The sequence below is a fragment of the Aurantimicrobium minutum genome, from assembly GCF_029894165.1.
GTDB lineage: Bacteria > Actinomycetota > Actinomycetes > Actinomycetales > Microbacteriaceae > Aurantimicrobium > Aurantimicrobium minutum_A.
The window spans coordinates 484,369-505,743 of the sequence record NZ_JARXXU010000001.1; the positions used below are offsets into that span (position 1 = coordinate 484,369).

At 54.0% G+C, this 21,375-nt stretch carries 25 protein-coding genes and 1 tRNA gene; 20 read left to right on the forward strand and 6 right to left on the reverse strand.

Annotation, left to right across the window (positions count from 1 at the left end; translation table 11 throughout):
* Nucleotides 1-38: 38 nt before the first annotated feature.
* Genes M2119_RS02550 through M2119_RS02560 form a run of 3 tightly spaced genes read left to right on the forward strand, consistent with a single transcriptional unit; the run spans nucleotide 39 to nucleotide 3,753 of the window.
* Nucleotides 39-2,558: an ATP-dependent Clp protease ATP-binding subunit gene (locus tag M2119_RS02550; protein ID WP_280803403.1), complete on the forward strand. Its 2,520-nt coding sequence runs from the start codon at nucleotides 39-41 to the stop codon at nucleotides 2,556-2,558.
* Between the two features lie 24 nt (nucleotides 2,559-2,582).
* A complete protein-coding gene (locus tag M2119_RS02555) occupies nucleotides 2,583-3,092 on the forward strand; it encodes an amino-acid N-acetyltransferase (protein ID WP_280803404.1) in 510 nt (169 codons plus the stop codon).
* A 13-nt stretch (nucleotides 3,093-3,105) separates the two neighbouring features.
* Nucleotides 3,106-3,753, forward strand: coding sequence for a hypothetical protein (locus tag M2119_RS02560; RefSeq protein WP_280803405.1), 648 nt, complete (start codon nucleotides 3,106-3,108; stop codon nucleotides 3,751-3,753).
* Between the two features lie 3 nt (nucleotides 3,754-3,756).
* Here M2119_RS02560 and radA read toward each other — a convergent pair whose 3' ends face one another.
* Nucleotides 3,757-5,121, reverse strand: coding sequence for a DNA repair protein RadA (gene radA, locus M2119_RS02565; RefSeq protein WP_280803406.1), 1,365 nt, complete (start codon nucleotides 5,119-5,121; stop codon nucleotides 3,757-3,759).
* Between the two features lie 73 nt (nucleotides 5,122-5,194).
* Here radA and M2119_RS02570 point away from each other — a divergent pair.
* Nucleotides 5,195-5,284 (forward strand) — tRNA-Ser (locus M2119_RS02570).
* Nucleotides 5,285-5,342: 58 nt separating this feature from the next.
* Here M2119_RS02570 and M2119_RS02575 read toward each other — a convergent pair.
* Together M2119_RS02575 and M2119_RS02580 are read right to left on the reverse strand one after the other, a co-directional pair.
* A complete protein-coding gene (locus M2119_RS02575; RefSeq protein WP_280803407.1) occupies nucleotides 5,343-6,461 on the reverse strand; it encodes a site-specific integrase in 1,119 nt (372 codons plus the stop codon).
* Nucleotides 6,461-7,012: a hypothetical protein gene (locus M2119_RS02580; protein WP_280803408.1), complete on the reverse strand. Its 552-nt coding sequence runs from the start codon at nucleotides 7,010-7,012 to the stop codon at nucleotides 6,461-6,463. The genes M2119_RS02575 and M2119_RS02580 overlap by 1 nt, the downstream gene beginning before the upstream one ends.
* Before the next feature lie 160 nt (nucleotides 7,013-7,172).
* On the opposite strand from M2119_RS02580, the gene M2119_RS02585 reads away from it, so the two are divergent.
* From M2119_RS02585 to M2119_RS02640, 12 genes are all read left to right on the forward strand, one after another.
* A complete protein-coding gene (locus tag M2119_RS02585) occupies nucleotides 7,173-7,331 on the forward strand; it encodes a hypothetical protein (RefSeq protein WP_280803409.1) in 159 nt (52 codons plus the stop codon).
* 83 nt (nucleotides 7,332-7,414) lie between these two features.
* On the forward strand, nucleotides 7,415-8,215 hold the full coding sequence (locus M2119_RS02590) for a hypothetical protein (protein WP_280803410.1): 801 nt from the start codon (nucleotides 7,415-7,417) through the stop codon (nucleotides 8,213-8,215).
* Nucleotides 8,216-8,226: 11 nt separating this feature from the next.
* Nucleotides 8,227-9,006: a hypothetical protein gene (locus tag M2119_RS02595; protein WP_280803411.1), complete on the forward strand. Its 780-nt coding sequence runs from the start codon at nucleotides 8,227-8,229 to the stop codon at nucleotides 9,004-9,006.
* Nucleotides 9,007-9,185: 179 nt separating this feature from the next.
* A complete protein-coding gene (locus tag M2119_RS02600; protein ID WP_280803412.1) occupies nucleotides 9,186-9,386 on the forward strand; it encodes a hypothetical protein in 201 nt (66 codons plus the stop codon).
* Nucleotides 9,387-9,621: 235 nt separating this feature from the next.
* Nucleotides 9,622-9,939 carry a hypothetical protein gene (locus M2119_RS02605; protein ID WP_280803413.1) on the forward strand — a complete coding sequence of 106 codons (318 nt, stop codon included), beginning with the start codon at nucleotides 9,622-9,624 and terminating at the stop codon, nucleotides 9,937-9,939.
* Nucleotides 9,936-10,211: a hypothetical protein gene (locus tag M2119_RS02610; protein WP_280803414.1), complete on the forward strand. Its 276-nt coding sequence runs from the start codon at nucleotides 9,936-9,938 to the stop codon at nucleotides 10,209-10,211. Before M2119_RS02605 ends, M2119_RS02610 begins: the two co-directional genes overlap by 4 nt.
* Nucleotides 10,208-10,921, forward strand: a complete 714-nt coding sequence (locus M2119_RS02615; protein ID WP_280803415.1) for a hypothetical protein — start codon at nucleotides 10,208-10,210, stop codon at nucleotides 10,919-10,921. The genes M2119_RS02610 and M2119_RS02615 overlap by 4 nt, the downstream gene beginning before the upstream one ends.
* A gap of 186 nt (nucleotides 10,922-11,107) precedes the next feature.
* Entirely contained in the window at nucleotides 11,108-12,613 is a 1,506-nt protein-coding gene (locus M2119_RS02620; protein ID WP_280803416.1) for a hypothetical protein, read from the forward strand.
* Nucleotides 12,614-12,729: 116 nt separating this feature from the next.
* On the forward strand, nucleotides 12,730-12,993 hold the full coding sequence (locus M2119_RS02625) for a hypothetical protein (RefSeq protein WP_280803417.1): 264 nt from the start codon (nucleotides 12,730-12,732) through the stop codon (nucleotides 12,991-12,993).
* A 344-nt stretch (nucleotides 12,994-13,337) separates the two neighbouring features.
* A complete protein-coding gene (locus M2119_RS02630; RefSeq protein ID WP_280803418.1) occupies nucleotides 13,338-15,230 on the forward strand; it encodes a DEAD/DEAH box helicase in 1,893 nt (630 codons plus the stop codon).
* A 17-nt stretch (nucleotides 15,231-15,247) separates the two neighbouring features.
* A complete protein-coding gene (locus tag M2119_RS02635) occupies nucleotides 15,248-15,601 on the forward strand; it encodes a DUF2834 domain-containing protein (protein ID WP_280803419.1) in 354 nt (117 codons plus the stop codon).
* Between the two features lie 93 nt (nucleotides 15,602-15,694).
* Nucleotides 15,695-15,994 carry a hypothetical protein gene (locus M2119_RS02640; RefSeq protein ID WP_280803420.1) on the forward strand — a complete coding sequence of 100 codons (300 nt, stop codon included), beginning with the start codon at nucleotides 15,695-15,697 and terminating at the stop codon, nucleotides 15,992-15,994.
* A gap of 66 nt (nucleotides 15,995-16,060) precedes the next feature.
* On the opposite strand, the gene M2119_RS02645 is transcribed toward M2119_RS02640, so the two are convergent.
* Nucleotides 16,061-16,918, reverse strand: a complete 858-nt coding sequence (locus M2119_RS02645; RefSeq protein ID WP_280803421.1) for a nitroreductase family protein — start codon at nucleotides 16,916-16,918, stop codon at nucleotides 16,061-16,063.
* 118 nt (nucleotides 16,919-17,036) lie between these two features.
* On the opposite strand from M2119_RS02645, the gene M2119_RS02650 reads away from it, so the two are divergent.
* Nucleotides 17,037-17,399 (forward strand): putative quinol monooxygenase, encoded by a 363-nt coding sequence (locus M2119_RS02650; protein WP_280803422.1) that lies wholly within the window; start codon nucleotides 17,037-17,039, stop codon nucleotides 17,397-17,399.
* Here M2119_RS02650 and M2119_RS02655 read toward each other — a convergent pair.
* Nucleotides 17,396-17,860 carry a hypothetical protein gene (locus tag M2119_RS02655; RefSeq protein ID WP_280803423.1) on the reverse strand — a complete coding sequence of 155 codons (465 nt, stop codon included), beginning with the start codon at nucleotides 17,858-17,860 and terminating at the stop codon, nucleotides 17,396-17,398. The two genes, M2119_RS02650 and M2119_RS02655, sit on opposite strands and share 4 nt — an antisense overlap.
* 142 nt (nucleotides 17,861-18,002) lie before the next feature.
* Here M2119_RS02655 and M2119_RS02660 point away from each other — a divergent pair, with 142 nt between their 5' ends.
* The 3 genes from M2119_RS02660 to M2119_RS02670 all read left to right on the forward strand — a co-directional run bounded on the left by M2119_RS02660 (nucleotide 18,003) and on the right by M2119_RS02670 (nucleotide 20,877).
* Complete coding sequence (locus M2119_RS02660; protein WP_280803424.1) at nucleotides 18,003-18,542, forward strand: DUF4916 domain-containing protein; 540 nt, start codon at nucleotides 18,003-18,005, stop codon at nucleotides 18,540-18,542.
* Between the two features lie 128 nt (nucleotides 18,543-18,670).
* The gene (locus M2119_RS02665; RefSeq protein WP_280803425.1) at nucleotides 18,671-19,819 is read left to right on the forward strand and encodes a hypothetical protein; all 1,149 of its coding nucleotides are present in this window, start codon (nucleotides 18,671-18,673) and stop codon (nucleotides 19,817-19,819) included.
* On the forward strand, nucleotides 19,819-20,877 hold the full coding sequence (locus tag M2119_RS02670; RefSeq protein ID WP_280803426.1) for a hypothetical protein: 1,059 nt from the start codon (nucleotides 19,819-19,821) through the stop codon (nucleotides 20,875-20,877). Before M2119_RS02665 ends, M2119_RS02670 begins: the two co-directional genes overlap by 1 nt.
* Nucleotides 20,878-20,881: 4 nt before the next feature.
* Here M2119_RS02670 and M2119_RS02675 read toward each other — a convergent pair whose 3' ends face one another.
* Complete coding sequence (locus M2119_RS02675) at nucleotides 20,882-21,352, reverse strand: hypothetical protein (protein ID WP_280803427.1); 471 nt, start codon at nucleotides 21,350-21,352, stop codon at nucleotides 20,882-20,884.
* Nucleotides 21,353-21,375: the final 23 nt, after the last annotated feature.

Sequence of the window (21,375 nt, forward strand, 5' to 3'; positions counted from 1 at the left end):
TCAAGACCTGCACCACCCGTGTGCTGATGGGAGTTCACATGTTTGAGAGATTTACCGACCGCGCTCGCCGCGTCGTTGTCTTGGCGCAAGAAGAAGCCAAGATGCTCAATCACAACTACATTGGCACCGAGCACATTCTGCTCGGACTCATTCACGAGGGTGAAGGTGTGGCAGCAAAGGCTCTCGAGTCACTGAACATCTCCCTCGACGCCGTGCGCGAGCAAGTCCAAGACATCATCGGTCAGGGCCAGCAGCAGCCCACCGGTCACATCCCTTTCACGCCTCGTGCGAAGAAGGTCCTGGAGCTTTCCCTGCGGGAAGCACTCCAGCTCGGCCACAACTACATTGGCACTGAGCACATCCTGCTCGGCCTCATCCGCGAGGGTGAGGGTGTGGCAGCGCAGGTTTTGGTCAAGCTCGGTGCCGACCTCAACCGTGTGCGCCAGCAGGTTATTCAGCTTCTCTCCGGCTTCCAGGGCAAAGAGCCTGTCACGGCAGGCAACAAGGAAGAGTCTTCCTCCACCCAGGGTGGATCTCAGGTTCTGGACCAGTTCGGACGTAACCTCACTCAGGCCGCACGCGAAGGCAAGCTCGACCCTGTTATTGGTCGTGAAAAGGAAATCGAGCGCGTGATGCAGATTCTCTCGCGCCGTTCCAAGAACAACCCCGTCCTCATCGGTGAACCCGGTGTGGGTAAGACCGCTGTCGTGGAAGGACTGGCTCAGGCCATTGTGTCTGGGAACGTGCCCGAGACCCTCAAGGACAAGCAGCTCTACACCCTCGACCTCGGCTCCCTCATTGCGGGAAGCCGTTACCGCGGTGACTTCGAAGAGCGCCTCAAGAAGGTCACCAAGGAGATCCGCACCCGTGGCGACATCATCACCTTCATCGACGAGATTCACTCGCTGGTCGGTGCCGGTGCTGCAGAAGGTGCGATTGATGCTGCCTCGATCTTGAAGCCTCTCCTGGCTCGTGGCGAGCTCCAGACCATTGGTGCCACCACGCTGGATGAATACCGCAAGCACTTTGAAAAGGATGCCGCTCTGGAACGTCGCTTCCAGCCCATCCAGGTTGCAGAGCCCTCTTTGCCTCACGCGATCAACATTCTGAAGGGCCTGCGCGACCGATACGAAGCCCACCACAAGGTGCAGATCACCGATGGTGCCATCGTCGCTGCAGCAAACTTGGCAGACCGCTACATCTCCGACCGCTTCCTGCCCGATAAGGCCATCGACCTCATCGACGAAGCAGGTGCACGTCTGCGCCTCTCGATTCTTTCCAACCCGCCAGAGCTGCGTGACCTGGACGACCAGATTGCTCTGACGCGCACCAAGAAAGAAACCGCCATCGAAGATCAAGACTTCGAGCGTGCTGCTGCTCTTCGCGATGAAGAGAAGCAGCTCCAGGGTGAGCGCGTTCGCCGCGAGAAGGAATGGCGCAAGGGCGAAGCCGGCGGCCAGGGCATCGTGGATGAAGGCGTCATTGCGGAAGTCCTCGCACAGGCCACTGGAATTCCTGTGTTCAAGCTCACCGAAGAAGAGTCCGCTCGCCTCGTCTTCATGGAGAAGGCACTTCACCAGCGTGTCATCGGTCAGGAGAAGGCCATCTCGGCCCTTTCCAAGACCATTCGTCGCACCCGTGCAGGTCTGAAAGACCCCAAGCGTCCTTCGGGTTCGTTCATCTTCGCCGGTCCCACCGGTGTGGGAAAGACTGAGCTTGCTAAGGCCCTGGCTGAGTTCCTGTTCGATGATGAGAACGCCATGATCTCTCTCGACATGAGTGAATACGGTGAAAAGCACACCGTCTCGCGTCTGTTCGGTGCTCCTCCCGGATTCGTCGGATTCGAAGAGGGTGGCCAGCTCACCGAGAAGGTGCGCCGCAAGCCCTTCAGCGTGGTTCTCTTCGATGAAATCGAGAAGGCTCACCCCGACATCTTTAACTCGCTCCTCCAGATCCTGGAAGAGGGTCGTTTGACCGATGGTCAGGGTCGTGTTGTTGACTTCAAGAACACCGTCATCATCATGACGACCAACCTCGGCACCAAGGAAATCTCGGGTGGTCCCGTGGGCTTCCAGCTTGAGGGCGATGCCGGCAACGACTACGACCGCATGCGCGGCAAGGTCAACGAAGAGCTCAAGAAGCACTTCAAGCCTGAATTCCTCAACCGTGTCGATGACATCATCGTGTTCCCTCAGCTGAGCAAGGACGAGCTGGTCCAGATCGTCGATCTGTTCACCAAGCGTCTGAGCGACCGCATGATGGACCGCGACATGACCATCGAGCTCACTCGTTCGGCCAAAGACCGTCTCATCGAGGTCGGCTTCGACCCCTCCTTGGGTGCTCGTCCGCTGCGTCGTGCCATGCAGGCCGAGGTCGAAGACAAGCTCTCCGAGAAGATTCTGGAAGGCGAGCTCTCCGCCGGAGACCACGTTCACGTGGACTTCGAGGGTGGCGAGTTTGTGTTCACCACAACTTCTCGCGAAGCTGTGGGCGCCTCGGTTGCGTCGCAAGCCAACGGTATTTCGGTCACCCCCGATATTGCCGCTGACGGCGAGTAATTCTTCTCCCACTATTCTTGAGGGATGACTGAATCCACCTATCACGTTCGTCGTGCTCGCACGGCTGATGTGCCCTGGATTCTGGAGGTGACCAAACCTCTGGTGAACTCTCGCGTTCTGCTGGGTAAGGATGCTGTCTCGGTGTATGAAGCCGTGCAGGAGTTCCGTATTGCCGAAGACGCAGACGGTAACCCCATCGGGTGCGGAGCTCTCCACGTCATGTGGCAGGACTTGGGTGAGATTCGTACCCTCGCAGTTGATCAGTCCTGGCTGGGCAAGGGTGTCGGTGCTGCTCTGATGCAACGCCTCGTCACCGACGCCAAGGACCTCGGCCTAGGCCGTTTGTTCTGCCTGACCTTTGAGGTGGACTTCTTTACCCGTCACGGTTTTGTCGAAGTGTCCGACGCCATCATTGACCCTGCAACCTATGCTCAGATGGTTCTCTCCCACGATGAGGGTGTGGCCGAATTCCTGGATCTTGCGCGAGTAAAGCCCAACACTCTCGGAAATACAAGGATGCTACGCAACCTCTAGGTAACTTAGGCACATGACCACTCCAGTGCCTGGCCAACCTCGACGCGTTTCACCTCGGGTGTATCGCCGACGTCGCCTTGTTGTGTTCCTTGGGCTTATTGCCGTCATCGTTGCCGTCGTGCTGATTATTGTGCGCCCCGGACAGGCAGAACCCGTGCCCACTCCGACCGCAACTCCCATTGCCATGCCCACTTCCACGCCGGTGGTGACAGCGTCGGCTACACCGACCCCCACCCCCACCGTGGATGTCTCCAGCTACAAGGAGTGCGCGGTCAAGAACCTCGTGGTTGAACCCATCACGGATTCTCCCGACTACCCTGCAGGTACCCTGCCTAATCTGTCTCTGAGCATTCAAAACACGGGCAAGACGGCCTGCTTCTACAACGTGGGCACCAATGCACAGCAGTTCACCATTACGTCCGGTGCTGAAACCTACTGGGTCTCCACGGACTGCCAAACCGAGAAGTCAGAGACCCTGGCTATCCTCGAACCCGGTGTTGTCTATCCCTCGGCTGCGATCCAGTGGTCACGTGAGCGCAGTGCACCGGACACCTGCAACTCTGAACGTGTCCCTGTCCCTGCTGATGGAGCTTCCTACTACCTCACCACCAAAGTGGGCGAAGTGAGCTCGAAGACCTCGAAGCAGTTCCTTCTCTACTAAAAGCTAGAACGCCGCGTCAATCTCTCGTTCGCGCGCATCCTTGGTGGTGTCGAAGGCTGCTTTGAGTGCGGAACGAAGCGTTCCTGCGCTCTGATCAATCCGGGTAGTGAAGCCCAGACGGGTGGCTTCAGCTTCCCGTTGCTTACCGCCGTTGACCGGACGGATCTCACCAGCTAGGGAGATCTCGCCAAAGGCAGCAACGGTGTGCGCAATGGGTTTGTCGTGGAAGGCGCTGGAGACAGCGATGGCAATGGCCAAGTCTGCACCAGGCTCATTCAAACGGACTCCACCAACGGTGGAGACATAGACGTCTTTGTCACTGAGCTTGAGGCCAGCGCGGCGTTCGAGAACCGCGAGCAGCATGGCCACACGTGAACTATCTACTCCGTTGGTCACACGCCGTGGGTTGGGGGCACTACTGGGCACAACGAGCGCCTGAATCTCAACTGGAAGCGGACGTCGGCCTTCAAGCGCAACCGTGGCACAGGTGCCTGAGACAGCCACAGCGGATCGACTGAGGAACAACCCACTGGGGTCTGGCACTTCCGCGATGCCGTCGCCGGTCATTTCGAAACAGCCCACTTCATCGGTAGGGCCAAACCGGTTCTTGAGTGCACGGACAAACCGCAGTGCGGTTTGACGGTCACCTTCGAACTGACAGACCACATCGACTAAGTGCTCGAGCAGTCGGGGTCCCGCAATGCTGCCGTCCTTCGTGACGTGGCCGACCAGAAGAATCGGAAGGTTGCGTTCCTTGGCAACGCGAATGAGCACAGAGGCCACTTCCCGCACCTGGCTGGGGCCACCCGCAAGTCCTTCAATCGCAGAGCTGGCGACAGTTTGCACCGAGTCCACAATTAATAGGGCAGGTTTCACCGCATCGATTTGGCCAATAATCGTGGAGAGATCCGTCTCTGCAGCGAGGTAGAGGTTGTCGGTCAGTGCGCCCGTGCGAGACGCACGCAAGCGCACCTGACTGACGGATTCTTCCGCGCTGACATAGAGAACTCGGGCACCGGTCTTAGCAGCGCGAGAGGCAACCTCCAGCAATAAGGTGGACTTTCCCACACCAGGTTCACCAGAGAGCAAGATGGCCGCACCAGGAACAATTCCTCCGCCGAGCACTCGATCAAACTCATTGATGCCACTAGCCCAGTGCTTCAATTCGCCATCGGCAGGAACTTCCGTAATGGGGCGAGCCGCATTTTCTGCGCTGACGACCACCGGCTTCATTTTGACCTGGATGCCCGTCTTGGTGGCTTCCTCAACAACGGTGCCCCAGGCCTGGCATTCCCCACATCTACCGACCCATTTAACGGTGGTCCAACCACATTCTGTGCAGGAGTATCCGGGAGATGCTTTGGCCATGCGGCCAGCCTAGCTGCGGCGACGGACAGCGGATTGGTGACTGGCGTGAGCTGTGCGTAAACTCTTATCTATTGGTTCCGTGTCCGAGCGGCCGAAGGTGCAACTCTCGAAAAGTTGTGTGCGTGAAAGCGCACCGTGGGTTCAAATCCCACCGGGACCGCCAATTGATTACCCTCTACTTCCCTTTATTTACAAGGAAGTAGGGGGTTTTCTCTTTGTCTCTAGAGCGCTTGTGGCAACAATTTGGCAACACTTGCAGCAGTGCGAGCACTATCTAAGGCCTCAGAAACTGAATCTAGGTCGGCATCAAATAGGTCTGCGTAAATGTCTAGAGTCATTGCTGCTGAAGCGTGACCGAGCATTCTTTGAACGACTTTCACGTTTGCACCGGCAGAAACCGATAGTGATGCAGCAGTGTGGCGAAGATCGTGTGGGGTGACTCTTGGAAAGTTCGGGTCGGTTGCCTGGCATTGTCTGACGGCACTGTCCAGCCAGCCTTTACCGGTGGAGGGCCTGCGTAGGTGATTTACGCCGTCACCTAGGACTAATGCGTTCCTGGATTTACCTTCACAGGCTTTGGCCAGTTCAGTTGCTAGAAATCGCGGAATGGGCACGGTCCGAGCTTCATGGCTTTTTGGTGTACCTACGTGAATAGTTCCACCGACGTCTACAGCGTTCTCAGTGACCGTTAGGCGAAGTTTGAGTAGGTCTAGGTGTTTCACTCTGAGGGCGGTTGCTTCGCCCCACCGTAGGCCGGTGTAGGTCAGTAGGTGAACAACTGTTGAGTATTCACCGGCTGCGGTCGCTAGTTCCTCAGCTTGGTTGTGTGTGAGGTAGGCGTGGGCTTTAGCTGTCTTGCGTGGGAGTCGAACATCTTTTGCAGGGTTGGCTGATATTCGCCTGTCTTTCACTGAATTCTCGAGAATTCCTGAGAGTATCCCGTAGGCACGAATCACTGAGGTAGCACCTAGATCACTTGAGAGCTTCGTTACCCACGTTTGAATCTCGGTGTGACGGATTGACCCCACGGCACGTTTGCCCCAGACGGGTTGAACGTGGAGGCGCCAAGCAACTTCTAACGGGTGAAAGGTTGAAGGCTTCACAACAGTTGCCTTGTTAGCGAGCCAAACGGTTCCTAAGGACTCAACAGAAGCTTTAGTTTCAGAGGCATCAATGAAAGTTCCCGTGGCCTTAGAAACCGTTGTGGAGGCTATGAACTCGTTTGCATCACGCTTGGTCTTGAAACCGCGCTTCTTGGCTTGAGAGTGATCCGGCTTTCGGTAACTAACGAAATAGGCTTTCGAGCCGTCAGAGAGTTTGTACTCATGAATTGATGGCATTAGGAATCCAAGAGCTGTGCTTGGCGTGCCCGTGAAATCCAGTTAGAAGCTGTGCGCTCTGGCAACAGCATTTCCTCAGCGACTGCCTTAGCCGGGGGAAGCCTCAAGGCTCTAGCGAGAGTGTAGACCTTGGATACCCAGTCCAGTGCCTCATCAGTGGGGCCTGTCCGGTGATACTCCTCAACGTCATAAGAAGTGACCAATCTCAATGGACCTGTCCAGATTCCCTCACGGTTAATAAGAGCGCCAGTGCTGTCTGAGAGATAGACGCATGAAGGGGTTGCTGCGCCGATCAAATCTTGAATTCTGACTTTGCGCAACATGGCAGAGGTTATCTCAGGTCCGTCCGCATATTTCCGAGCAGTAACTTCTTGAGCCTCAAACATGGCTTTGTCGTGGTTGAAGCGAACATTGACGATGGTTTCAAAATCACCGAAAGCATGGCTGTGGATATCAATCGTTTTGATGGCCACTAAGTCCGCGCCAATAGGCACAAAGTCATCATCTTTGAGGAGATTAAGTGCAACGTGCTCCACGGACCAATCAAGCATTTTCTAATTGTAGCTTACTTATGACACGCCTATGCTTGCGTATGTTTGACATTAGAGCGCTGAAGTGATTGCATAGCAATGTCATAACTCCGCAATTAAACGAAAGGCGCTCATGGATAAGTTTCTAACACCAGCGCAAGTCTGCGAAAGAGTCCCTGGAATGACAACAGGTTCTCTTGCTCAGATGCGCTATTTGGGTACTGGGCCAAGATATTTCAAGCCATCTCACAAACGTGTTCTCTACTCAGAGTCGGACATCGTGGCCTGGCTTGAAGGTACGGCACGCTTTGGCACTCACCCCGACAAGGTGGCGAGCTAATGACGCTGCAGATAGAAAAAGCCCCCGTCCAGAGCAGTAACTCAGACGAGGGCATCAACCCAAACACAACGAAAGGAATGATCTTGTCTAATTATCTCATACAAGACACCGGAGTCTCCATAAAAGATGTTTCGCAGCTCACCGTTTCACAAATCAAGGAACTTGCAGATCAGCAAGGAGTGAAGCCCAGTGAGTACTGGAATCAAACAATCCAGCCTGAATTATCGAATCACAACATCCCTTTCGAATTCAGTGAACCAACCCTTACAGAAATCGCATTTTGTGAGCAGTTTGCAGATTACAAACTACGAATCAACTACTGCAAAGAATCTGAGGTATTCAGTGAAGGCCAGTATCGCTTCTATGGCGGAATCGCTGTAACACCCTCACTCAACGAAATCATCATCAACGTATTTGTGGGAGCCACACAAGTCGATTTCGCAAGACTCGAACACTACGTCGAGAAAATCCGTCAAGGGTATTGGAACTCATTCCCCTGGACTCAAAAAACCAGCCTGAAATACGGGTATGAATTCTTTCGAGTAACTCTTGGAGATGCCACACAAGAGCGCGGTGAACCCATATATCCATGTACCGAAGAACGCTGCGAAAACTACGGTGAACATCACCTTGTGGACCGTGCTGACCCCACTGATCTCCCAGTTCACTACTGCGACCTGATGACAGGCGAAAACTATCGCCTCCAGCTCATACAGGAACAAGGTGACTGGCTCATCGATGCAGAGACTCTTCGACCACTCTCGCCAACTGAATCGGCTTCTTACGCTTCAGACCTGATGTGGCTCGCTGCAGAAGCCAAGAAACTCAACAACGTCCAAGGGGATCAACAGAAGGCAACTAGCCACGTTGCACAGCAGGTTTAGAGAGGTAGGAAATGAAGAACGAACACAGGCTCTATGCCAAGCTCACACTCGATTTTGGAGACAGCCCAAAGATAGCTCCGCTGAGCGATAAAGCGTTCAGAGATTTCGTTTTAGCAATCCTTTGGTCAAGGCGACAAATGACAGATGGATTCATCCCAGATGCTATGAAAACAAAAATTTTCACGAAAAAATCTCTCAATGAGCTACTCAACAATGATCTAGTCAATCCATCAATTAAGCGTTGTGAGGGTGGGTTCTTGATTCACGATTTCACTGAGCATCAGACCACAAAAGCCCAGATTCAAGCCAAAGTAGAGGCAGGAAGAAAAGGCGGAATAGCCAAATCAGAAGCTAGCAAACCTCTAGCAGGTGCTAACAATTCGCTACAGCAAAACTCTGGCACAAACCTAGCTAAGAGAGAGACAGAGAGAGAGTCACCCCCTACGGGGGTTAAGGCCACCCGAATTCCAGAAGATTTTCCCCTCACAGATTCACTCCGACAATGGGCTTCCAAGAACACCCCTGGAATGGATCTTGAAACCAAACACAAGAAGTTTGTCTCTCACTACCAATCCGCAACAGGCGATTCAGCAATCAAACTCGACTGGAACCGTGCCTGGCAAACATGGATGCTCGGAGACTTCGACAAGCAACAAGCCACGAAACCCCAACCAATCCCCATCAGAAGCGCAGCAGACACCCGAATAGAAGACCTGTACTGCAAAGAACACACAGGCTGGCCACAAGGCGCCTGTGAACGCTGTGAAGAAGAACAGGCGGTAAGCGCATGAACGAATTATCAGAAGTCGAACAGACAGAAGACTTCGAGAACCTCACCACATCCCTAGACGGCTCCCTAGTACCCACACAAGGCACCTACTGCTCACGCTGCCTCTACCCACTACTCACACACGCAGAGATCACCAGACACCTCCACTGGCACTGCACACTCACCGACTAGGAACACCCCATGACACAACAAACCAAAACCCACACAGAAACCTGCGAAGCACTCGAAGAAGACCGCGACTACCACAAACACTTCTCACGCCTCCACGAAACCCGAGCCAAATCCAGCTGGAAACTACTACACAAACTCGACCGACTCATAGACCAAGGCAAAACAAAAACAGCCCTCACCCTCATCCGAGAACACCTGGACATCCGATGACCCCCCGTTGCTCCACCTCCCCCGTGGGTGTCCTAAAGACCGGGGAGATGCACCTGTTCGCGGTGCGTGCCGCCCTTATCGAGAAAACCCTCAGAAGGGCTGTGTGGCCCGTGGGCGCTTTATCGCTTGAAAGCTGGGGAGTTATGCCCTCCAGTGCTTCCTATGACCTTAGATTTAGCGCCTTTTTGGGTGTCCAGTATTTACGCGGATTTAGCCGTAACAGTAAGGAGAAACCATGAGTTTGTTAGAAGATCTGATGCTTGAGCTGCCGAAGGGCTACTCATTTACTCCGGTGGAGCTGACGCAGATTCAACTTGCCCAGTCTCAGCTTGACGATGTAGCTCGGCTTGAGCAGGTGCTTGAGATTGAGGGGCACACTGTGAGTGGCCATGCAGGACAGACACGTTTGAACGCTGCATTCGGTGAGCTTCGCCAGTCTCGCCATGAAGCTTCTCGCCAGATTGAAATTATTCGCCGGGGGATGCTCACTGTGGATAAACCTGCAAAAGCCGGCACTAGATACACCCACTCCGCTTCAAGGATTCGCGCTTGAGTCCCTGGTTAGTTCCACAAGAAGAAGTTGCCATAGATGGTGATGCTCTGCGGGGTTATTGGCAGATAAAGCTTCGCAGGGTGACGTTGTGGATTCTGGAGCTGGGTGAGGCTGCGTGGACTGATCCAGAGTTTGCAGCTTTCTCTAGAGAGTTGGGTCGCGTTGCCCGGCCTCTACATTCTTCGACTTCCATCGTGGACGTTGATCAAGTAAATACGGTTTATGACCGTGCATTATCGCTCGGCTTTTCGAGCAGAACGGAACAAATATGAGTGCAAATGAAGAATGGGCTGGATTAAACCGGCACCCCAACATTCCAACAGTTATTGAAGGTTTTGAATATCCAAAACCTGTCCAGAGTCTTATCAAGAAGATGGATTCTGCTTATGAAATTTGGGCTGAGGCAGACACCGCTTTAGCGGAAGCCGAATATGTGGTTTCTGAAGCGAAGGCTCTAGATGCCAAATTGTTTGCAGAATCAATCCTTGAAGGTTTGGAAGATCCTGGAGAAGTTCACACCCCAGCTGCGTTGAGAAAACTTAAGGGTGCCGAAATTTTGGCAAACGCTCGACGTACTGATGTAAACAAGATTGGCCGTGAACTTGAAGAAGTCATGCGTGAACATGCTCGTGAAATCACGCATACTGCCATTGAGAGCGCTCGTGAAGCCGTCATGGTGTGGCAGGAAGCTGTCTTGGAAGCTTCTAGAATCGTCGCTGACGCTAGCGCAGCACGTTATCAGGGACTTGTGGGCTTGAGAGAAGTTTCTATCTACACACGGGGTGTTTACACCTTCGACGGTAACTTTCCAATTTCTGGGAGCCTGTCTGTCCCCGAGACTTATGAAAAACGTGTCCTGCAAATCTGTGAGCAGCTAGAGAAGCTGATGGACAGGAACGTTCTTTTTGCTTCACCAGAAGCTGAATCGGACATCGAAGCTCACGAAATCTCTGAAAACAGTGAACTAGAAACCACTGCATAAATATCTCTCTATTGGCCCACGGTTTGCCCAGAAATTTAGGTGTTCCGTGGGAAAATAGAACAAATGAACACCGCACTGTTCGCGGTTTACATTGAATAGCGGTCAGATCCGCACTCTGCCGAAATCTCAATGTGAATTGGTAAGAAACCTGGATAACAGGAAAACCAAACACACAAGGAGTTTCCAATGGCATCACGTATTGCGGAAGCATACGTTCAAATCGTTCCCTCAATGACGGGAACACAAGCAACACTAGAGAGCGAATTCTCAAACATCGGCGGCCCAGTCGGTAACTCGATGGGCCAAGGCATGATGGGGAGCTTGAAAAAGCTAGCCGGCCCTATGGCCGCAATAGTCGGGGGAGTGGCCATTGGTACATTCACCAAGGACATCATCGGCGCAGCTCAAGCCGAAGTGGAACAGAATGCACGTATCAATCAAATCGCCACATCGATGGGGATTTTCGGCTCGAACGTGAGTGGAGTCACCAAGCGCTTAATAGACATGGCTCAGGCACAAGCCCTCAACACTGGACTAGATGAAGACTCAATCAAGGTCAGCCAAGCCAAGCTTCTAACCTTCAAGGAGCTAGCTAAGACAGCCGGAGAAGCCGGTGGAATGTTTGACCGAGCAACCATGGCAGCGATGGACATGGCAGCAGCCGGATTTGGTACTGCAGAAAACAACGCCGTCCAGCTCGGCAAAGCACTACAAGATCCGATTCAAGGAATCACGGCACTGGCAAAATCTGGTGTTTCTCTCACGGATTCTCAAAAGGGCATGATCGAATCCATGGTCGAAGCTGGCAACATGGCCGGCGCTCAAGAAGAAGTCATGAAGGCCCTAGAGACTCAATTCGGCGGAACGGCTGCAGCAACAGCAACCGGAGCAGACAGAATGTCCCAGGCATTCGGAAACTTCCAAGAGACACTCGGCCTCATGGTTCTCCCTATGCTCGAAGGCTTCTCAAACTTTGCAGCTCCCGTCCTCACGTGGCTCACAGAAGCTCCCGGAGCACTTACCGCGGTCTCAGTAGCTATCGGAGTTATGGCAGTGGCGTGGGCAGCTATGACACTCGCTGCATCACCATGGTTAGCTATCGGCGCAGCTATCGCGGTCATCATCGGTGGAATCATCGTTCTGATCATGAACTGGGGCACAGTGATGAACTGGCTCGGTCAGGTATTCGCTGGAGCTATCCAGGGCATCGCTAACGTGTGGAACGGCTTCATCGGTTGGCTTATGCCAGGAATCAATGCTGTGGGCCAAGCCTTCAGTTCAGTTTTCAACGGCATCGGCCAGATTATTGGTGGAGTGTTCCAGGGCATCGTGTGGGCCGTGAAAACCTACATCAACACCATCCTGAATCTCATCAATGGAGTCATCGATGGTCTCAATGGTGTGGGCAGTTTCATCAGTAAAGCAACTGGCGGAACTATCGGTTTCAAGCTGGGTAAGATTCCACTTCTAGCTAATGGTGGAACTATCACGGGTTCTGGAACTGTCCTCGTAGGCGAGAAAGGCCCCGAGCTGTTGAACCTAAACCGGGGCGCTTCTGTCGTGCCACTTGATAAGTCGAATGGTGTTACTCAACAGTTCACAATCAATAGCAACGCTACGGATACCACTGCGGCTTCTCTTGAGTTTGCTCGAGCAATGCGCTTCGGCCTTGAAAGCGAGATGGGTAACTAATGACATATTCGGTAACGCTCGCAGATAAGACTTTCTATGGTTCCGCCAATGAGTCAAATCATTGGTGGCTTGGTGCTGGCCCTCTTCACCGCTATGCGCAGAGCTAAGGCAGTCGGTTGGTAAGCCTAGGAAATCCCGTAGAAGCCGTTCTGGAGCGCTACGGGGACTATTTCAAGGTGCTGGGGATAACTCAGCGCCCAGTGTTCACGCCTAGTAATGATCCAAGCCGTTTCGGTGGGCAGGTCAGTACGCTGCGTGAAGGTTTGGCGTTGGTCTTCAGTGTTGGTTATTCCGACACTGGGGACTTCCTCACCTTCCCTGCAGATGTGGGGACAGCTACGGCCTTAGGTGTTGTGGACATCCTCAGGGATACCCCGTAACCCATCACCCAGCTCTCCATGCTCGCTCCGCGTATAGCGCCTGCCAAGGTCTACGGGTTTTCAAGTCATATTCGTGGCAACAATTTGGCAACACTTTTTTCAAAACCAACTAAATTCATTGGTATCCATTGGGGCTAAAACCTATATATTTACTGGGTTTTTTGACAAGTGACCTATGCCTAAAAGGGTCTGGTTAGGGTTCAAATCCCACCGGGACCGCCACAGCACAGCCCCCTACATTTCCATGTTCACATGGACGTAGGGGGCTTTCTGCTGGTGTTAGAGGAAGCTGAAACAGAGTTTGCGCGGATTCTCACTGCATCCCGACGCACTAGCGTTGAACTATGACGTCAACTGAAACACCCGAAACAACCGAGGCAGAAACTGCTCCCGAGACCCTGAAGTTCTCCGAACTGGGGTTGTCTGATGCAGTCCTCAAGTCTCTGAAGGATGTCGGTTACGAAATTCCTTCTGCTATCCAGGCAGCCACCATCCCCATTCTCCTTGAGGGCAAAGACGTGGTCGGGCTTGCTCAGACGGGAACCGGAAAGACCGCAGCTTTTGCGTTGCCGATTCTCTCGCGCTTAGATCTGTCCCAGAAGAGCCCTCAAGCACTTATTCTTGCCCCTACCCGTGAACTAGCACTCCAGGTCTGTGAAGCATTCGAGAAATATGCCTCACACATGAAGGGCGTTCATGTTCTTCCTGTCTATGGTGGTCAGGGTTACGGTGTTCAACTTTCTGCACTGCGCCGCGGTGTTCACATCGTGGTGGGTACTCCCGGACGCATCATGGATCACTTGGAAAAGGGCACCCTTGATCTCACCGAGTTGAAGTACCTCGTGCTCGACGAGGCTGACGAGATGCTCAAGATGGGCTTTGCCGAGGACGTGGAGACGATTCTTGCGGACACTCCTTCGGATAAGCAGGTTGCTCTGTTCTCGGCAACCATGCCCGCCCAGATTCGCCGTATCTCCAAGCAATATCTCAACGAGCCCGAAGAGATCACGATCAAGAACAAGACCACCACGTCGTCGACGATCACTCAGCGGTACCTCATGGTCTCCTACCCCCAGAAGGTGGATGCGCTGACCCGCATCCTCGAAGTGGAAAACTTCGAAGGCATGATCATCTTCACCCGAACCAAGAACGAAACTGAAACCCTGGCTGAGAAGCTCCGTGCGCGCGGATATTCCGCGATGGCCATTAACGGTGACGTGCCTCAGGCCACGCGTGAGCGCACCGTCGAACAGCTCAAGTCCGGCAAGCTCGACATCTTGGTCGCGACCGATGTCGCTGCCCGTGGTCTGGATGTGGAGCGCATCAGCCACGTCGTCAACTTCGACATCCCCATTGACACGGAGTCCTATGTTCACCGCATTGGCCGCACCGGACGTGCCGGTCGCAGCGGTGCTGCGATCAGCTTCGTCACTCCTCGTGAGGGCCGCTTGCTCAATGCTATTGAGCGCGCAACCCGTCAGCCTTTGACACAGATGCAGCTACCCAGCGTGGAGGACGTCAATGTCACGCGTCTGGCTCGCTTTGACGACGCCATCACGGAGGCTCTTGCCCAGCCTGACCTTATTCTGCAGTTCCGCGAGATTGTCGGACACTACATCGAGCACCACGATGTCCCTGAAGCCGACGTTGCCGCAGCTCTCGCGGTGGTTGCTCAAGGAGACTCTCCGCTGCTGCTCTCCGCAGAGGACGAACGTGCTCAGCGCTACGCACGTGAAGAACAGACGCGCAAGGAACGTGCTGAGCGTGGTGACCGAGGTGATCGTGGTGGTCGCAATGACCGCAATGATCGCGGCGGACGATCCTCACGCGATGATCGTGGTGGACGTCCCTCTCGAGACGATCGCTACGCTCGTGATGATCGACCACCCCGTGAACGTTTCAACCGCGAGGATCGCCCCGAACGTCGCCCCCGGGAGAACAGCCAGCCCATGGGTTCTTACCGCATCGAAGTCGGTAAGCGTCACAAGGTGGAGCCCCGCCAGATTGTGGGCGCTCTTGCCAACGAGGGCGGACTGAGCCGTGAAGACTTCGGAGCGATCAAGATCCTTCCCGATCACTCCATTGTTCAGCTTCCTGCCAACCTGTCCCGTGATGTGTTCAGCAAGCTTGAGAACACCCGCATTAGTGGCAAGCTCATCGAGCTCCGCGAAGATCAGGGTGCCCCAGCTCGTCGTGACGACCGCGATGAGCGTCCCGCACGAAAGCCCCGTCACTAATCACGAGGAGCAACGCCATGCATAAGTCACTGTTTTGGGTTTATCTGGTGTTCTCGATTATCGGACTCGTCACGGCGTGGATCTTTAACGGCCTGGCAGTGATGAATAACCAGGACTACATGGCTGCGTGGTTTGGCACGGCCGTGGACTGGGTGCTTTCGGGAGACTTCACTATCGTGGCCATTGCTGTGGTGGTGTTCATGATCACGGAAGCTCGCCGTCTGAAGATGAAGCGTGTGTGGCTTTACATTCTGTTGTCCGCAGTGACCGCGTTAGCTTTCACTTTCCCGCTGTTTATGGCGATGCGGGAGCGCAAGCTGGCTCTGGTTTCTTTTGCGAGTGCCGATGGCACTGGTTCGACGAAACCTTAGTCGTGTAACAACGTGAAGTTCGCGGGGTCTTCGCTCTCTGGGAGTATTCCGAGAATTGGGTGACTGCGAGGCTGACGAGCGTACTCTGCAGGTATGAACACACATCGAGACCCCGAAACTGGCACAGCAGACAGCGCTTTCATGCGGTTTTACGACTGGATGAATGAGAAACTGTATCCCCTCTTGGGTCCAGCAGATCTCAGCCCTTACGCTCCCGCACTAGATCAGTCCCTGGCAGCACTGTGTCCGCTGTGTCAACACCCCATGGCGGAGCACTATTTCGATCGCTCTACGTCCGATGTTGTCCTGTATTGCCCCGCCGAAGAGCAGGCAAATCCTCTCGCACAAGCCCCACTCGATGAGTGGGGAAGAACGAAAAAGATCGACGGATAGTGCAACTGTCCCGACAAGATTTCCTTCGCCCCTCCAGTTAGCCTCACGTGGTGAGGCTAACTGTGGTTAACGCGAATCTAAACCTTGCTTCGCGAGCTCTGCCTGCATCTTGTCCCGGCCTTTCATGCCGGCCACATAACCCAGGCGACGCACAATGGATCTAATCCAGCTGGCGTTGGCCACACCCTGTTCAGCGAAGTAGTCGCGGTAGGTGTTTTCGTAGGTGGCCACTCCGGGTTTCCAGGCCTCGGTGTTGTAGATCTCGTGATGAAGCACCGTCTCCAGCGGAAGGCGCGGCTTGACGCCGGTTCCTTCTGAGGGATCAGGGTGGCCAATGCTCATGCCCAGTGCAGGAAATGCCCCCTGGGGAATGCCCAGTTCAGCGCTGATTCCTTCGGGGTTGTTGCGCAAAGTTCCCACATAGACGCCGCCGAGGCCGAGTGATTCTGCAGCGAGGAGTGCATTCTGGGAGGCAATGCCGATATCGGTGAACGAGACCAGTGTGTTCTCGAGGAACCCCATGTCTTCAGGGCTGACGCCCTGCGACAGGATGACTTGTTCTGCACGGTAGTAATCAGCAACCCACACCAAGAACACGGCGCACTCTTCGACATAGCCGAGGTTGCCCATGGCTGCGCGGCCACCGAGTAGTTCACTGATGCGCTTCAACCTGTCCTTGTCGCGGATGGCGATCACGGTCCAGGTTTGGGTGATGGAAGAGCTCGATGCTGACTGCGCTGCGGTGATGATGAGATCGAGGTCATGATCGCTGAGGGGTTCGCTCGTGTATTTACGCACGGACTTGTGGCGAAGCATGAGGGCGAGTGTCTCGTTGAGGGTTTCGTCGCCGTGAGGGTAGCTAGCGCGATAGCGCGCCTGGGCGAGGGTGCGAAGGGAAGTTTCGTTGTCATCGACATGCGTCATAGCTTCAGCCTAAATGTTTGTGTCAGAAGGGTAAGTGAATATGATTTCTTCACACCTCATGTCTTTTCTTCGCACCCATGCAGAGAGAACAGTGTGGCCTAAAGAATTGGAAAATCTCATGCGCGAAGACATTTACTGGATTGCCAGCGGAAACATCAAGCCGGGCAAGTATGAGGAGTTCCTCACCGTCATTGAACAGATGGCACAGGTGACCCGTGACGAAGAAGGCTCTATTTCTTACGAGTTCAACGTCAACGAGGACCACACCGTTGTGCAGGTGTTTGAACACTTCCGTGACGATGCCGCCGCAGTTCACCACTTGACGGTGACACTTCCCCTGTTCGGTGAAGCATATGGCGAAACCGCCAGCATTGATGGTCTTGTGGTCTATGGCGCCCCACAGGGTGAAGCAAAAGAGATCCTCGACAGCCTCGGATCTGTTTATCTCCGCCCGGTTGGCGGGTTCACCGCCAAGCCTTAAGGCTTATTCTTGGGTGCCCGATCGAAATAGAGCGAGAGAGCGCCAAAAGAACCTGCCAGGACCAGAGCCACAAGGGAGAGCGCAAAGGTTGTTGAGCTGAGACCCAAAATAGCTACCGTACCAACCAAAACCAAAGTTGCTAACACTCTGGCTACGTGAGCACCAAAAGGGTTCCGCGCATAGGCCTTAGTGGATTGGTGGGACTTGGGGGCAGTGGCGGGGGGTAGCTCGGTGGTTTCGGCCTGCAGCAGGCTTGCGGCGAATTGTGAACTGCGTCGCAGATTTTGTGAACGTATTTTTGCGTAGAAATCTTCAGAATTTAGACCCGAGTAGTGGGAATACTCTGTTTGGTATTCTGGCCGTTTCCGCATTGAGTTTCGAAATTTGAAGGCGTCCAATTCTTCATCGAACAGGGGGTCAGACAAGCCAGGTCTCTGACCTTCTTCGTTCTCTGTCGACATGACTCCCCCATGAAGTTGTACTTCTGGATTAACGATAACAGGAGGAAACACCCCTCACATACGAGGAAAGCACCTGGATCCGATTATTGGGAATTCGCGTGACCTAGAACTGAATGCCCCCACATTCCGATAGAAATAGGTCATGAGTGTGAGAACCCCTGATCCCAATTCCGGCTGGTTGAGTGATGATGAACTCGCCGTCATCCGAAAAAGACTCCCACTGCTTTATGTCGAGGCCGTCCCGGTCCGCGTTGACGGTCTGGGAATTATTACCGAAGTGGGACTTTTACTTCGAGCTAATTCCTCTGGAGAGATGACCCGTTCGATCGTGTCTGGGCGTGTGATGTTTGGTGAAACACTTCGAGATGCGCTATTTCGTCATCTTGAAAAAGATTTGGGACCCATGGCCTTCCCTCTTCTTCCAGCTAGCCCGCTTCCCTGTCATGTTGCTGAGTATTTCCCCCTTCCAGGAATTTCGGCATACACCGACGAACGTCAACATGCTGTTTCGATGGTTTATGTGGTTCCGGTAACAGGCTCATGTGATCCTCGCCAGGATGCTCTAGAGATTTCTTGGCTCACTCCTCAGGAAGCTGTCAGTCCTTCTGTGTTGGGTGAGATGGTAGGTGGCCGTGCCGCACTCCTGAAAGCGGCATTGGCTTCAGCAGGAGTGCTCACCTAGAAGAAAATACGCCCTCGATTGTGAGGGATAAACTCTTGCACTCCGCACCTTATCCCTCAATTTCGACAAGAAACCGGCCATATACTGAGAGAGATTATTTATTCTGGTCGATTTGGCGAAAGGACACCGTGGATATTTCATTTCCGGTCGTACTTCCCAAAAAGGGACTCGACCCAGAGGAAGTCAATGCTGCCCTGGCGGATACTCAGACCGAGGCTAAAAGATTAGAGTTCGAACTTTCCGAGTCGGATAAGCGCATCGCTGTTCTGAACCGAGAGATTGCAGAAGTCCGGAGTGCTCTCAAGCGGGCGGGATCCAAGCCGTCTTTCTCCGACCTTGGTGCTGCGTTCGAGCAGACCCTTCGGGTCGCTGAAGAACAAGCGAGTAAATTGCTTGCCGATGCACGGGCAGAAAGCTCGCAACTACGTGAGGATGCTCTGAGGGATGCTGAGCAACTCTCTGTTGCTGCTTCTGAGCACGCAGAGAAGCTTCTAGTAGAAGCACAGGAACGTGCTGATCGCCTTCTGTTTGAATCTGAAAAGAAACTCACTGAGGTTGTGCGTAGTGCCACAATTCAGCTCGAAACAGCGAAAGTCCAGTTTGCAGAGGCAGAAAAACTAGGCGAAGCAATTGTCGGTGAGGGTGAGCAAAAGCGCCTCCTCCTGGAGTCTGAGCTTGCTCAGGAAATTGATCAGGCTCGAAACGAAATTGCAACCCTGCGCCAGCTCAACGAGCGTGAACAACGTCGCGTCAATGATGAAACTGAAGCTGCACGAGCAAAAGCAGAGCGTGAGAGCACTCGTCTGGAGGCTGAGAACGAAGTCGTTATTCGGCACCTCCTCGACGACTCCGAACGACAGTTTGATGAAGCGCGTTCACGTGCTCGCGAAACCCTTGTTGAAGCACAGCGTGTCTATGCGGTCTCTCGCCAAGACGGCATTGCCCGCGTCCGCGTTGCTCGTGAAACCGCAGCCGAAATTCTCCGACGTGCCCGCGTTCGTACCCTGGCTTTGAACGAGAAGCTTGAAGAACGTAACCGTGAACTACTCGAAAACGGTCAGGCGCTCGTGGACGAACTTTCCTTCGAGCGTGAATCGGTAGAAAGCTTCAACTCCGAAATTCGCATTCTCTCTATGAGCGAAGGGTTCTCGGAAGATGTCCCCATGGATCTCGACATACTTGCTCCTGTTGAGTATGAAGAAGAGCTCACACCTGAATTTTTCAATATGAATGACGACTCTGTTGGTACTCCTCATCAGGACGGTAGAAACAGATAATGGATATTGTTCGTAGCTTCAAAACCGTCCGCAAGAACGGATACGACCCCGCAGATGTTCGCCGGGTCTTCCGTGATGCAGAGGCTCGGATTGAAGAATCTGCAACACATCTCCGCGAAAGCATGCTCAAGGTTGACACTCTCGAGCGTCAACTCGGAGATTTGCGTGATGCTCTCCAGCGTTCGAACTCCAAGCCAACTTTTGCTGACTTGGGTTCTGCGTTTGAACAGACCCTCCGCGTCGCTGAAGAGCAGGCGGACAAGCTGGTCAGTGATGCACAAGCTGACGCCAAAGTTGCCCGCGACTCTGCACGGGCTAATGCTGAAGCGTTGACGCGCACCGCGCGTGCACGTGCGACCGCCATCGTCGCTGAAGTGGAGACTCGCATCGAGGAGAAGCGCCTCGAGGTTGAGCGCGAAGTATCAGAAATGTCTATGAAATCGGAATCTCTCCAACTTCAGGCACAGACTATGAAGGAAACAGCTCAACGTCGCGAAGCAGCCCTTCTTGCGGAAGCAGAACGTGATGCTTCCGAAGTGCGGTCACGTTTGCATCAGGAAATGGAAGACGTAAAAACCGAGTTGGAAACCCTCCGACAAATCGCGGAACGCGAACAGCTCCGTATCGAGCGTGAAATCAAGCTTTCACTTGAGGAGGCTGAGCGTGAGCGTCTGCAACGTCACCACGAAGCTGTCGCCTACATGAACGCACAAACCCAGGAAGTTTCTGAACTTCAACGCAGTGCTTCTGATCAGGCTGACGCCTTGAATCAGCAGGCAGAGGCATTCAATCTGCGAACCCGTGCAGACGCCGACAAACTGCTCAATGCTGCTCGTGAAGCAGCTACAGGGATGATTACTCGTGCCCGCACACGTGCAGAAACTGTCGCGCAGCGCTTCGAAGAACAGGCAGCATCACTCATTGAGCAGGCCGAAAAGCGTAAGTCAAACCTTGACCGCCAGCGTGAAGTGATTCGTGAATTCTCACTTGAACTCAAGGCTCTTGCATCTTCAGATGCACTGGTGTCACTCGACGAGTCTGAGTCTCAACAGAACTAGCTCATTACTGCCAGCTTGGCGCAAGCTTTTTCAGCTTGGCGCCGCGAATCTGCCAGAACGTCCACATCCCGATAAACACAAGGGGTGTGAGCAGGCCGGCCTTCACGACGAGACGGTCACGATAGAGCGTCTTGTTTCCCTCGGCTGCAGACACCGCCATGCGATGATCCCAACCGGAAACAATCTTGAGAGGCCCGCTGACCGGTCTGCCTGAGTCGATCATCATGCGCACACCACCGGGACGTTCCGTGAAGCTGACGTCAATGAGCTGGTGACCCATGGGGATAATACCCAGCAGTCTCAGGGAGACTTCGTGGGGGCCGCTGGCCGTCCACGCTCTCGGGAACCCTCCCTTTTCGCGGGAGGACACTTTCATGAGCGGAGCTGAAACAGCAGTAAACACAGCGGGGTTGGCAATGGCCTTCCAGGCAGCGTCAGGCTCGCACTCGAGTGTGAGTCTGAGAAAAACGTTCACTGTATTCCCCCGAATAAGGCCAG

What these genes read in the sequence shown, in the direction of transcription:
- M2119_RS02550 (WP_280803403.1), top strand. Translation starts at nt 39, where the DNA reads ATGTTTGAGAGATTTACCGACCGCGCTCGCCGCGTCGTTGTCTTGGCG.
- M2119_RS02555 (WP_280803404.1), top strand. Translation starts at nt 2,583, where the DNA reads ATGACTGAATCCACCTATCACGTTCGTCGTGCTCGCACGGCTGATGTG.
- M2119_RS02560 (WP_280803405.1), top strand. Translation starts at nt 3,106, where the DNA reads ATGACCACTCCAGTGCCTGGCCAACCTCGACGCGTTTCACCTCGGGTG.
- radA (WP_280803406.1), bottom strand. Translation starts at nt 5,121, where the DNA reads ATGGCCAAAGCATCTCCCGGATACTCCTGCACAGAATGTGGTTGGACC.
- M2119_RS02575 (WP_280803407.1), bottom strand. Translation starts at nt 6,461, where the DNA reads ATGCCATCAATTCATGAGTACAAACTCTCTGACGGCTCGAAAGCCTAT.
- M2119_RS02580 (WP_280803408.1), bottom strand. Translation starts at nt 7,012, where the DNA reads ATGCTTGATTGGTCCGTGGAGCACGTTGCACTTAATCTCCTCAAAGAT.
- M2119_RS02585 (WP_280803409.1), top strand. Translation starts at nt 7,173, where the DNA reads ATGACAACAGGTTCTCTTGCTCAGATGCGCTATTTGGGTACTGGGCCA.
- M2119_RS02595 (WP_280803411.1), top strand. Translation starts at nt 8,227, where the DNA reads ATGAAGAACGAACACAGGCTCTATGCCAAGCTCACACTCGATTTTGGA.
- M2119_RS02600 (WP_280803412.1), top strand. Translation starts at nt 9,186, where the DNA reads ATGACACAACAAACCAAAACCCACACAGAAACCTGCGAAGCACTCGAA.
- M2119_RS02605 (WP_280803413.1), top strand. Translation starts at nt 9,622, where the DNA reads ATGAGTTTGTTAGAAGATCTGATGCTTGAGCTGCCGAAGGGCTACTCA.
- M2119_RS02615 (WP_280803415.1), top strand. Translation starts at nt 10,208, where the DNA reads ATGAGTGCAAATGAAGAATGGGCTGGATTAAACCGGCACCCCAACATT.
- M2119_RS02620 (WP_280803416.1), top strand. Translation starts at nt 11,108, where the DNA reads ATGGCATCACGTATTGCGGAAGCATACGTTCAAATCGTTCCCTCAATG.
- M2119_RS02630 (WP_280803418.1), top strand. Translation starts at nt 13,338, where the DNA reads ATGACGTCAACTGAAACACCCGAAACAACCGAGGCAGAAACTGCTCCC.
- M2119_RS02635 (WP_280803419.1), top strand. Translation starts at nt 15,248, where the DNA reads ATGCATAAGTCACTGTTTTGGGTTTATCTGGTGTTCTCGATTATCGGA.
- M2119_RS02640 (WP_280803420.1), top strand. Translation starts at nt 15,695, where the DNA reads ATGAACACACATCGAGACCCCGAAACTGGCACAGCAGACAGCGCTTTC.
- M2119_RS02645 (WP_280803421.1), bottom strand. Translation starts at nt 16,918, where the DNA reads ATGACGCATGTCGATGACAACGAAACTTCCCTTCGCACCCTCGCCCAG.
- M2119_RS02650 (WP_280803422.1), top strand. Translation starts at nt 17,037, where the DNA reads ATGCGCGAAGACATTTACTGGATTGCCAGCGGAAACATCAAGCCGGGC.
- M2119_RS02655 (WP_280803423.1), bottom strand. Translation starts at nt 17,860, where the DNA reads ATGTCGACAGAGAACGAAGAAGGTCAGAGACCTGGCTTGTCTGACCCC.
- M2119_RS02660 (WP_280803424.1), top strand. Translation starts at nt 18,003, where the DNA reads ATGAGTGTGAGAACCCCTGATCCCAATTCCGGCTGGTTGAGTGATGAT.
- M2119_RS02670 (WP_280803426.1), top strand. Translation starts at nt 19,819, where the DNA reads ATGGATATTGTTCGTAGCTTCAAAACCGTCCGCAAGAACGGATACGAC.